The organism is Cedecea sp. NFIX57 (assembly GCF_900177785.1).
Taxonomy (GTDB): domain Bacteria; phylum Pseudomonadota; class Gammaproteobacteria; order Enterobacterales; family Enterobacteriaceae; genus Cedecea; species Cedecea neteri_C.
In genome coordinates this window covers 1-11,125 of sequence record NZ_FXAS01000060.1, presented here as the reverse complement: position 1 = coordinate 11,125, position 11,125 = coordinate 1, and the positions used below count along the sequence as shown (strand labels likewise).

Below are 11,125 nucleotides of genomic sequence, written 5' to 3'. Positions count from 1 at the left end.
CTTGACAGAAATCATACGGCGAACGGGGAAATATCTCCGGTACGCTATGAACAGATGTCTGATAAAAAAGTGTCCTGATTAACTTGACCAGAACACATTTACCTCAATGAACTTCTCTATCGTGGTCACCCCGGCCCGGTAATCCAGCATCAGTCGGTAGTGACGAATTTCCGACAGCGGCTGGCTGTGTCCAATCCAGGTCTTCAGCACGCCCCGGATATCCACCACCCCGGCCGCCGGGTACACCTGGATAGCGTCCTGATAGAAGGCCGACGTCACGTCGTTGTCCTTGATGCGCTTCGCCTCCTGAGTCAGCACTGGGGCAAATCTCTCCCTCGCCCCGGCGCGGACGAACGACAGCAAAAACACATGCTGCTGGTCGACCGTCTGTGGCGAGACGTTGAGACGCAGGGAAAGGAAGGAGAGGGCCATCATCTGCAGAAAGGGCGCACTGGCCTGTTTTTCCGAGACCACAAACGGGGCATTAAACGCCATCGGCACCACGATTTTCTCCCGCTGGTTAACGAGAGAGTGGTTGGTAACTCCGAGATAGATATTGCCAGTTATCGACAACGCCAACAGGCCGAACAGGCTGACAATCAGGTACCCCACCACCCTGCCACCGGAGACCTTCGCTTTTAAGGACATGGTTACCGCCTTTATTTAATCCATTGCCGAAAACAGGACCCGGGAATTTTGCGGTACACCACCCGGAACAGTTCCGTCGGCAGGTACCAGTAGAGCAGGTTGTACAGCCACATGCTGCCCTTCCCCCGTTTGAGCCAGTGAATGAAGAGCCAGGCGAGCACACCGTAAATCAGCCCGCCCAGGGCATGCTTCTCCCAGATGGCAATCAGAAACGGGGGAACAGAGGGAATAAACTCATCCAGCGGCATGCCGAAAACCCGCATCTGCTCCCCGAGCGTTTTCGGGAAAAGAAATTTTTTCAGTTCATCTCCCGGCACCGTGCTTTCCTCTTATCCGATGATGGCGAACGCCACGTTGATGAACACGGACAGCACGATAATGCCGCCCAACACCTTGAAGCTGCGGGTCCCGATATAGGTGGCGATGGCCACCACCACCTCCCCAATCAGCAGCCACTTCATCAAGGAGGAGTCCTGCCCGAAGGTGCCCTTCACCGCATCATCCCCGACCTTGAGCAGGTCTTTGGTTGCCCCGGCGGCAAACGCCCCATGCTGCAGCACCAGGAACAGCGCGCAGGCCAGCAGGACCATCACCAGGACGTGCGCCACCTTCCGGCGCAACACCTTTTGTTTCACGGCGAAGAAAGCGCCGCGATGACTCAGTACCACTTCCATTATTGAATCCTTCTGAAACAGTGAGTTAAAACAACGTTGTTACAGCGGACCGGCGACCCTGCCCACGGTAAAAATGGTGTCTCAGGGGCGCCGTAAATCGGCTTTACCCGACGGGCACCTCACCCGGTACGGCTCTATCTGCACCAGGAGGTCCGCAATATCGCGACTGCGGGCATGTTCATTGCGATAGAGATGCCGATAGCGCAGTTTCAGCGCCGAGAATGCAATCACCTGTTCACGCCAGTGTTTTATTTCCGGGGACATACGAACCTCCAGTGAAAATAAGCCGGGAGAGAAAGCCAAAATAAGAGAGAAGCCTCGCCAGGAAACAGACATGCTACCGCCCTAGGGTGTCACACCTGTCGTGGGGCCAGAATGCCCCGACGGGGTTCGGGCAAAGGGAAGCCCGCCGCTTTTTCGGGAATAAAAAGCGGGTGGTGCAAAAAACATGTTTTGGGGACGGGCAGTGGCCGGGCTGAACACTACAGCGTCATGATGTCGCGTGGATCACCGGTCAGCACGGGGATCGTCTTCAGGCTATGGTAGAGCCGAAGTCGCGCCTCAGCACTGCGAGTGCGCACGTCCTTCTTCGTTGTCAGCGTCAGCAAAAAGCGGGTTTCCACCGGGGGGTTGGCCGGGTGTTCAGGATCGTTGATAGGTGTGGTCATAAACATTTCTCCTAGTTAAGTAGAGAAATACTTTCATAAAAAAGGGGCTTTTAAAGGGCGGGCATCTGCCCGTTGTGAATTTATACAGTGTGTCTATGTCTATAAATCAAATAGGATTGTATCTTTTTTGTGCGAGAGCATATATTTTCTATCAGCTGAGTTTTTGATAAAAGTCAATTTCCAGATTACTGCAATCACCTAAATTGTTTTTATTACTGCAAGGCAGTAGGGAGCATCTCCACCATATTGGACCTATTCAAGAGGCAATAACGTGGGCTCAGAAACAAACTGTTCAGGAATAATATTAAGCCAGCCATAGTGTCCAGAAAGGTGCAAAAGTGCATCCCTGTTAGAAAGATTAAGCTTCAGGTAGATACTGCTGAGATGTCGATCTATAACCTGCCTGGATACTTTCATGTATTCAGCTATCCACCGGTTGGATCTACCTGCAATCGTTAACCAGGCTACAACCCACTCTTTCCTGGTCAAAACAGATGTAGGTGATACCCCGGTGAATCTGTCTGAATCAATAATGTTAAGGGAGGCTTTTTTTAGTTCCGGAATAACCGTCGGAAGCCAGTCAGTGACCTGATGAAGAGATGAAAGTTCGGTGAGAAAAATCAAGGTACATTTATTCCCTGCAAGCAGAATGGGAACCAGCCTGACGATAAATGACTTAACACCATTGATGTCAGTGAAATATCCCCATGAAAAAAGAACCGTCTCTTCCCCGAGCGCCACAGTTCGTGTCTCAAATTCATGCATCAACCTGATATTATGCTCTGGCGCAGCAAAAACGCTCCGATCCGTCATTCCGGCAACGGGGGTTATCTGTGGGGAAAATCGGGATAAAAACGCAATACTGCAATCCATAAAATAGTGGCCTGCGGATTTTATGTACCATATTCCACTGTGATTTTTATAAAACTCATAAAAATCATGATGGAAGTCTTGTGATCCGGCAGAGAGATCCATAGGATCGAGAACAGCCATAACCATCCTCCTATTGTGCAGGGGATGCATCTTATGTTTGCGTGCTAAAGTTAAAATATATACCCTCAACAAAATGCAGGTCGAGAAAATTTATTGCAAGAGTTATGGTTATTTTTGACTGCTATTTAAGAGAATTCTTCTGTACAGGCTGTAATTTCATAGAATACGCATTAAGATCTGGTGGTTGAAACAATGTTCAGCCGCCAGCGCCAAAAATCCGGCCCAGCTGAAGAGCTGAGTTTCGCCGTATTTCAGCTCTGATTGATTCAAACTGGTATCCCCCGTGGGATTTCACCTCATCAATCTCACTAACCATACGGAGGAGCATCGTCGATGCATAGCTGGTTTTCAGCATATAATCCATCAGTATCCGATTAAAATCAGCCTGCCCCGCATCGTTATCGGTTCTATTTTCTTCGCCCTCAGTCTCTCTTTTCTTTTGAGCAGAATAGACTCGAAGGCCGAGATCAAGAAGCATGCCACAGACTGAAGAAATATTTGCCTGGCTGAAATCAGCTCCGTCATTCCTTTTTTCTTCCACAATCTGATGAACCCGCTCATAACTATTTTTATCAATGTAGACCTGTGCTCTTGGCATGCTCTCATCTCTCTTATATTCATTATTTCAACGTTCGTCTTCCGGTTTAAAGACGGACTGAATCAGACTCTATGTCACAATTTATCATGGAGTCTGATTTAGAGCCTAGTTACAAAGTATACATCATATCAGAGTCTGAATTAGACTTTACTCATTATAATTCTATGTTTTTGTTGTGATAGTCTGATTGGAGTCGCATCAGGACTCTAAGTAGAGTCTTATTACTGCATGATATTTGAATATGAGCGCCACCATTTCATTTTAACTCATTATTTTCACAGGATCCTGCAGGATTTTTAAGTCCTGCGTCAGGTGTGGTAATTACCAGGTCAATGAGCCGGGTCTTAAAATACCATCGTCACCTGTCTCGCTTGTGCCAGAATAATGGCGGGAATATGGTCTATCTGTATGACTTTAGTCCCTTAAATTATTAATAAAGTTAGCTGCTCATACGCGATTGCCATTCAGTATATAAACACTAAAACTTATCTGAAAACTGATCCCTTCCCAATATCGATGCCAGGTTAAATCAGAGGTCCGGACCTTTTTATAGACTTCGGATAAATTCCTCCGGTGTCAGGTTGTTTAATGATGAATGAGGTCGTTGCTGGTTATATTCCTGTCGCCAGCACTCGACCTTCTCCTGAGCATCTTCCAGTGACAGGAACCAGCGCAGGTTCAGACATTCATCACGCAGGCTGCCGTTAAATGACTCAACCAGGGCGTTATCAGTGGGCTTCCCGGGGCGGGAGAAGTCCATCGTTACCCTGTTTTCATACGCCCAGCGATCCAGCGTTTTCGAGATAAATTCGCTGCCGTTGTCCGTCTGTAGCCGCTGTGGTACACGCTGCTGTGTCTGCCTGATCCGTTCCATCACGGCGACCACATCGTCACCGCGAAGTCCCTGGCCTACCTCAATCGCCACGCATTCACGACTAAAATTATCGACTACAGTCAGGGTCCGGATCCTGCGTCCGTTGAACAGATTATCAGCAACGAAATCCATGCTCCAGCACTGATCCACAGCGGTCACGGTCGGGCGGATACGCCTGTGCCTGGCAGTCACGTGACGCCGTGGGCGTTTTGACCGCAGGTTCAGCCGCTCCAGGCAGTAAATCCGATGGGTTTTCTTATGATTTATTAACCAGCCTTCCCGCCGTAAAAGAATATGAATGCGCTGGCAACCGTAGCGAACTCGCGCTGCTGCAATCTCTCTTATCCTCTGAGTCAGGGCCCTGTCATCGCGGCAGCTACGGTAGTTGTACACCGTGCGACTCTGCATCATCAGACGGCAGCCACGGCGCAAACCAATTCGGTAGGCGTCCAGCAGATAAGTCACAGCTTCCCGTTTCTGGACGGGCCTCAGAACTTTTTTCGAATGACATCCTGGAGCATTTCCTTGTCCAGACTGAGGTCTGCCACCAGACGACGGAGCCGCTGATTTTCATCCTCCAGTTGCCGTAGACGGCGCAATTCTGTCACGCCCATCCCGCCAAACTTTTTCTTCCAGTTGTAAAAAGTGGCTTCAGAAATGCCCATCTTTCTGCACACTTCCTCCACCCGGGTGCCGGTTTCTGCCTGTTTCAGCGCAAACGCGATCTGCTCTTCGGTATAGCGGGTCTTTTTCATGACGGAATGGCCTCTTTGTTTGATGAAAGAAAGACCGGATACTTCAGTTTAGACTGGTACTGTTTTCAGGGAAGAGATCACCCTACGTGATGACACCACGAAATTGATAACTCATGTGGAATCCAGATCGGGTCACAACAGCGCATTTTTTGACCTATACAGACAGTTATATTTTCACTGTACCGCATCCTGTTCATCAAACTGAATGGCTATTTTCAGTTTATCCAGCTCTTCTATCCACCAGGATTTATAGCGAGACGGGTTACGGTTTTCCCATCCAACCCAAACGGGTTCCCGCCCAAGTTCATATCCCAGATCAACAATACTGAGTGTTTGATTATCGAGTTGTTTCTTGACAGCAAGCATAGGCACAATACCGATTCCATATCCCTCCTCGAGCAGAGAAAACTGTGTAAAAAAATCATTAACGAGAATTTTATTTTTTATTTTAAGTTGTGTAATATCATATCTGACGTGTGAATCCAGACTGCTGTTTGTAATTATCGCTAACAACTCGTCTTCTGCATCTTTTTGACACCAAATTTTTTTATGATTTCTTTCAATATATTCTGGCGCCGCACAAAATATTAATTTATTCTCTCCAATAAATTTACTTTTCACATCAACCTGGGAAGGACATGATATGTTGGAAATGACAAAGTCCAACTTTGAACTTTCCAAATCACCCCATTCTGAACCATCCTTCATTTTATTTATTTTTATCTTTATTTTTGGGTATTTAACCGAAAAGTCATGTAATGACCTTCCCAACAGGTTAATAGAGAATGATTCACTCACGCCCAAGTTAAACACCGGGTTCCTTGGGTTTTTTATCATTAACTTGCATTCAAGATTATCAATTGCCTTCAGGATCCATTCACCTTCAGTCGCAATATTTTCTCCTTCCTTTGTAAGAGAGATAAGCGGGCCATTGCGGTCGAACAATTTCACCCCTAAATTTCGCTCAAGACAAATCACCCGATATGATATCGCGGAAGGTGTTTTATTCATGAGCCTAGCGGTTGTCGAAAACGAACCTGTAAGCTTAATTAGGTTTATGATTTTCAGCGCGTCAAGTGATAGCTTGGCCATTATTCATGAGTTCCACAGATTTTTCAATGAGTAACAAGTATTCAATGTCCATGTGTTCTTCTCAACGGTATTGGCACAAAGTAATCGTTACTTATTCATCTCCGTCGATTACAATTCTTACCACACGAAGTCCATTTATTACCGTTCACCTTTTTAGTCCCCACAAGAAGTTACCGAGCAAACCAACGGAATCAGGGTGGTAAACGGAAATAAACATCACCAGGGCAGAGGCGAATACTATGTCCGCTCAGGCACCAGATCGCGCGCATCTTTTTGCTTTTAAGAGCCCACATCTATATTAATATACCCCTTTTCTTGATCAAATATGATGCTGGTCAGGCAATATCGGTGAAGCACGGCATCACTGTCGATAACGTCCGGTTCTACCTGAGAGATACTAAAGCTGATGATCGATCATTCAACATGAGTTTAACGACTGGTCTCTGTTTTCTATGAGGATGACTTTTTACTATTCCCCCACCGGCTCGCGTGGTAATAAACAGGGTTTGATAAGCTACAACCTCGTTTTCTGCCTGTCTGCACCTGCGTTAACAGACAGACCAGTTCCCCTCCATGCAGAAATCATACAGACAAAAAGCAGCAACGTTATCCGACATAGTTATCATTGTACGTACCCTTTTCCACGTTAATATAGGACCAAGAGGCATGCCAATACTATTGAGAGCGCCGGGAAAGAAGCCCGGAAAACTCTGAATTCAGCTTGCTGGCACACAGAAACAAGCGTTCTGGAATGATACAATATGCTTGCCCGGTACTTTGATTTAGAAATTTTCAAGTTGAAAACAATCAACGATCTTTCTGGCTCATCGTCCCAATTTTTTTAATGTAGGTGATTATGTCTGCTAATCGTTGAGTTCCTGCCGGTTTCTGGACTCATTAATCGCAAATATTTCTGAAGAGAGTCCGGCGACTTTCTCATTTAACAAAAAAAGATCATCAGGTTAAGAATCAGTACTCCCGGAAAGTCAGGTAAAACATGGTATTCGGATCGCACGCAGGTGATCATAAAGGGACGGTTTTCTCAGTCTCGGGCAGCATATTCTGGCCACCCTGCTAATATTTTAGTGTTCCGATTTGCCGGTTACACAGGCGATACATATACACTAGGGCCCATGACCGACAACGTTGTCAACCACGGGAATCTGACAATGAATTATCTGATTATATCGTACCGTTCTCAATACAAGTCAGGGGGTATGATGTCACACGAAGGCGACTTTAGACGATGCACTCCAGACATCAATATGATGCAAAGTGACCGGATGCATGCAAATCCCCAGGATGTCACCCACACGAAAACATACTTTTCTATTAAAAATGATTACTTATGCAATACTCTGTAGATAATAAAATTATAGTAACACAGTCCGGTATCACGACCCCAGACGATGAATCCACGCAACTTATCATTTCTGCCGTGCCACTGCGTTTACTGACCTACTTTGTTAAAAACAGCAACAGACTGATTACACGTGAAGAAATTTTTTATCATGTGTGGGAAATGCACGACCTGACACCATCAGGAACAGCCCTGGCGACTCAAATGAGTTATCTCAGAAAAATCTTGTCTTCTTATGGCCTTGGTGATGACGTACTGATCACGAAGCCAAAACTTGGTTTTATTTTTAACGCAACGATTACACAAACAACCGGGATATCAGAAACCATTCACAATGAAAATGAAGAAATAAAGTGGAAAAAAAATAAAAACAATACTATTTGTTACATTATTATTTTCTGCGCTGTACTTACAACCATTATATATTTATTTTTCTTTAATACGGGGAAAGAAAGTGACATTAACTGGTATACACTGAGCACAATTAAAGGTTGCCACGTTTACATAATGAATCCTGACATATCACAGACTGTTTCAATGTACTATCAAAAAAAGGCTTATGAATTTATCACTAAAAATGGTCTACGTTGTGATGCCGACGACATGGTACTTATACATATTCAACGCCCTGACACCAACGGTCACGATAATGTCTACGAGACCAAGCAATTTTATTCATATTGTAAAAAAATGAAGGAAAATCACACATGCGACAACACTTATTTTTCTGCAGGAAAAATAGACTAACACTGTCTTTAACCGCATTATTTATCGTCGTCATTATGGCTTTCTATTTTATAAAAAGCACACATAAAGTTCTAATTCATTGCAGCAGTCAAATAAATTCTGTTTTTGGTGATAATGAAACCTACCCCACGTTTAGTGGCATTTATACATTCATGCTTGACGATGGACAGGGTTATATCTCAGTCAACGGTATTTTCCATACACAAAGTGATACTTATACAGTCCAGAAAATAATTAAAATCTCACTTCACACTGTGTCCTATGATCAGGTCTTCTATGATATTAAGCAAGCCTCAGTACAGAGCCTTACCGGCGATAACCTGCCTGATACTCTGTATGTACGATACATATTAAGCCCCTTCACTGTTATTGCTCTTGACAAAACACTCCACAATTCCTACCTCATTCGCAACCTATACTCTCCTGTTCTGGTATGCAATCCCATGAATTAATAAAGCAAAAACATAATAACCTAACCACAAAAAGTATAAAAAGTTAAAAAATAAAATAAAACTGAAATTAAAAACTAATTAATGACATCAAATCAGTTTAACATTTCATAAAGACTTTCTTTTTGAGAACATTAATGCGTCCAAGAGAGGTGCCTATTATGTCAGTTCCTGTACTGTGAACGGACTTTAGCACACCTCATTAACGCATAGCAGTTCGCATGACATGAGTGAATGAAATGGCATATCAAAAATTCCCTGACATAACCGAGTACCGGTATGGCAACAACAGTCGTGTACTTATACGGACTAATGTGCCATTTCTTGAAGTGACACTTAAATTCTGCACAGAGCGTTTTTTTTCAACCGACATGGGCGTTCTGTATATCATTGATGCAATACTTTTCAGTAGTTTCTCTGATCTGTTGAATCATCTAAGAAGGGTAAATGCCGTTAAGCCTGATATGCATATCATAATTATTGATGATAATAAGCCAGCTCAACAATCTGACGGGGAGTGCTGCCCATGGATCCTATCTACTAAAGACTCTATTGAATCACTTATTTCAAGTCTGAAGGCATTAAACTCCGCGGTCAATAATTTTAATGACATAGTCACGTACTATGAAAACAGGCGTAAGATGGGCTATCTGGATCCGAGACAGGCACAAATGCTGGAATGGGTTTGTAAGGGAGAGTCTATCGATTGTATTGCCTCCAGAATGAATCTTTCACCTAAAACCGTTTACTACAACCTGAGAAAAGTCTCAGCTTATCTCGGCATGAAAAATCTGTCTCAGCTCATCGTGTTCATGCTCCGCGAACATTATGTCCCATTTTGTTTGAATGCACGCTGATCTTTTTTAGGCACAAAGAAACAGACTGCAAAGGCACTATTATCGAATAAAACAGCCTGGCGAGCGACATTCAAACAAATTGAATGGGGGTGAATAAGCAGAGTGGATTTAATACTATTGTATGTTGCTCAAGACCTGCCACAGTCTGTGCTTGGGTAATTTTTTCGGTCATTACAATGATATCCATCACATGCCATTTTGCAAAGATGCACGACATCTGGCGCCATTGGTGGCCGAATTTACCCTGTTTTTTATGGTGCCCAACCTGATAGCCGGGCGATTTATACTTTCATAGGCATACCGGGAGACAGCACAGTTGGTTTTCACCTGGCAAGCTCTGTGTATCTGAAAGAACAGATACTACATTATTGAGTCAGCCAGCCCCGGTAAGGCGACAATAAGTCATGCCCCACCACTGACTGAGCTATTTCATCTCCACGCAGAGAAAATAAGTAGTTCTGTCGCCGTTTCAACTGGTGGCTGTTGTGACTCCGGCAAGCCGGTGAAGATAATACACTACCTGCAAAATTGCCATTCTCCCCCTGTAGCCCTCAACACCGAGTTCCGTAATACAGGTATTGCGGTCAGGGTTGATAAGCTGGGCGCACTGAAACAGACAGAAATCACAGCGCTGCTGAAAGAAGGGGGAATTTTCGACTGGAGCAAAAATGTCTTCGTTCGGGGATCCGACTGGCAAATGGTATCTGAATTGCGTGACGCCCGATAGGCGGATGTAGTTGCTTTACTTGCCCCCATAGGACGATATGTCTTACGGGCTCGCCAGCTGTATTTCGCCGCCGACAAGTGCCAGCCACTCTGAGCTTGATTATACCACGGTGAGTTTGTGCAAAACAGGGAAGCGCCGATATGGCTTTTGCGCACGAGTTCGAACATTTGCCGGGAGGACAGCATTCACGTCACATGCCAAAAAAGCTGGGTAATCCCCAATATGTTTTTGCACGCGGGTATATATCAAAAGATGATTCGCGGGGGACCCTGATGGTAAACGGAGAAACAGGCACAACAACACCCGGCTAGTCTGCAACAGACCGGCGGTGGAAAGGAGAGACTACGGGTGTTCCTGCTGGGCAGCCCAGTGCGGCCGACTGTGCCTGCCTGTTCCGCCTCAGCGTCCATCAGGTGCACTGCGGCACGTTTCCCGTTCTGAAACTGGTAAAGTATAATGCCGGCCTCTCGCAACCCCTCGCAGCACGTTCCCGGTATCCCGGCAACCAGCCAGATACAGGTACCGGCAGGGAGTGAGATCACTTGCCCGCTCCTTTCAGCTCGCGCAGCAGGGTTCGCAGCAGCGTGGGGGTCAGTTCTCCGGAGAGCCGTATTCTGGCTCTGCCGACAGTGATTTCACAGTGCATTCCCGCAGGTTGTGCGTCCGGGGGAGACGGGCTGGCC

General features: G+C 45.6%; 11 protein-coding genes. 2 read left to right on the top strand and 9 right to left on the bottom strand.

The features are described from left to right. Positions 1-78 precede the first annotated feature (78 nt). The 9 genes from traE to B9Y90_RS24755 form a co-directional block, all read right to left on the bottom strand. The gene (gene traE, locus B9Y90_RS24795; RefSeq protein ID WP_085542984.1) at positions 79-648 is read right to left on the bottom strand and encodes a type IV conjugative transfer system protein TraE; all 570 of its coding nucleotides are present in this window, start codon (positions 646-648) and stop codon (positions 79-81) included. A gap of 11 nt (positions 649-659) precedes the next feature. Next, positions 660-965: a type IV conjugative transfer system protein TraL gene (traL, locus tag B9Y90_RS24790; protein ID WP_085542983.1), complete on the bottom strand. Its 306-nt coding sequence runs from the start codon at positions 963-965 to the stop codon at positions 660-662. Positions 966-977: 12 nt separating this feature from the next. Then, positions 978-1,316 (bottom strand): type IV conjugative transfer system pilin TraA, encoded by a 339-nt coding sequence (locus B9Y90_RS24785; protein ID WP_176227928.1) that lies wholly within the window; start codon positions 1,314-1,316, stop codon positions 978-980. Between the two features lie 87 nt (positions 1,317-1,403). Next, the gene (locus B9Y90_RS24780) at positions 1,404-1,658 is read right to left on the bottom strand and encodes a hypothetical protein (protein WP_139827496.1); all 255 of its coding nucleotides are present in this window, start codon (positions 1,656-1,658) and stop codon (positions 1,404-1,406) included. Positions 1,659-1,804: 146 nt separating this feature from the next. Continuing rightward, a complete protein-coding gene (locus B9Y90_RS24775; RefSeq protein WP_085542980.1) occupies positions 1,805-1,990 on the bottom strand; it encodes a hypothetical protein in 186 nt (61 codons plus the stop codon). Positions 1,991-2,242: 252 nt separating this feature from the next. Further along, a complete protein-coding gene (locus tag B9Y90_RS24770; RefSeq protein ID WP_176227927.1) occupies positions 2,243-2,983 on the bottom strand; it encodes a helix-turn-helix transcriptional regulator in 741 nt (246 codons plus the stop codon). A 196-nt stretch (positions 2,984-3,179) separates the two neighbouring features. Beyond that, the gene (locus B9Y90_RS24765) at positions 3,180-3,581 is read right to left on the bottom strand and encodes a relaxosome protein TraM (protein ID WP_085542978.1); all 402 of its coding nucleotides are present in this window, start codon (positions 3,579-3,581) and stop codon (positions 3,180-3,182) included. A 547-nt stretch (positions 3,582-4,128) separates the two neighbouring features. Beyond that, a protein-coding gene (locus tag B9Y90_RS24760) for an IS3 family transposase (RefSeq protein ID WP_139827495.1) occupies positions 4,129-5,210 on the bottom strand; the annotation gives its coding sequence in 2 pieces (ribosomal slippage) (positions 4,129-4,949 and positions 4,949-5,210; 1,083 coding nt in all). A gap of 174 nt (positions 5,211-5,384) precedes the next feature. Next, positions 5,385-6,302: a LysR family transcriptional regulator gene (locus B9Y90_RS24755; protein WP_085542977.1), complete on the bottom strand. Its 918-nt coding sequence runs from the start codon at positions 6,300-6,302 to the stop codon at positions 5,385-5,387. A gap of 1,348 nt (positions 6,303-7,650) precedes the next feature. Here B9Y90_RS24755 and B9Y90_RS24750 point away from each other — a divergent pair. Both B9Y90_RS24750 and B9Y90_RS24740 read left to right on the top strand, forming a co-directional pair. Beyond that, positions 7,651-8,409 carry a winged helix-turn-helix domain-containing protein gene (locus B9Y90_RS24750; RefSeq protein WP_085542976.1) on the top strand — a complete coding sequence of 253 codons (759 nt, stop codon included), beginning with the start codon at positions 7,651-7,653 and terminating at the stop codon, positions 8,407-8,409. 688 nt (positions 8,410-9,097) lie between these two features. Continuing rightward, a complete protein-coding gene (locus B9Y90_RS24740; protein ID WP_085542974.1) occupies positions 9,098-9,715 on the top strand; it encodes a helix-turn-helix transcriptional regulator in 618 nt (205 codons plus the stop codon). Positions 9,716-11,125: the final 1,410 nt, after the last annotated feature.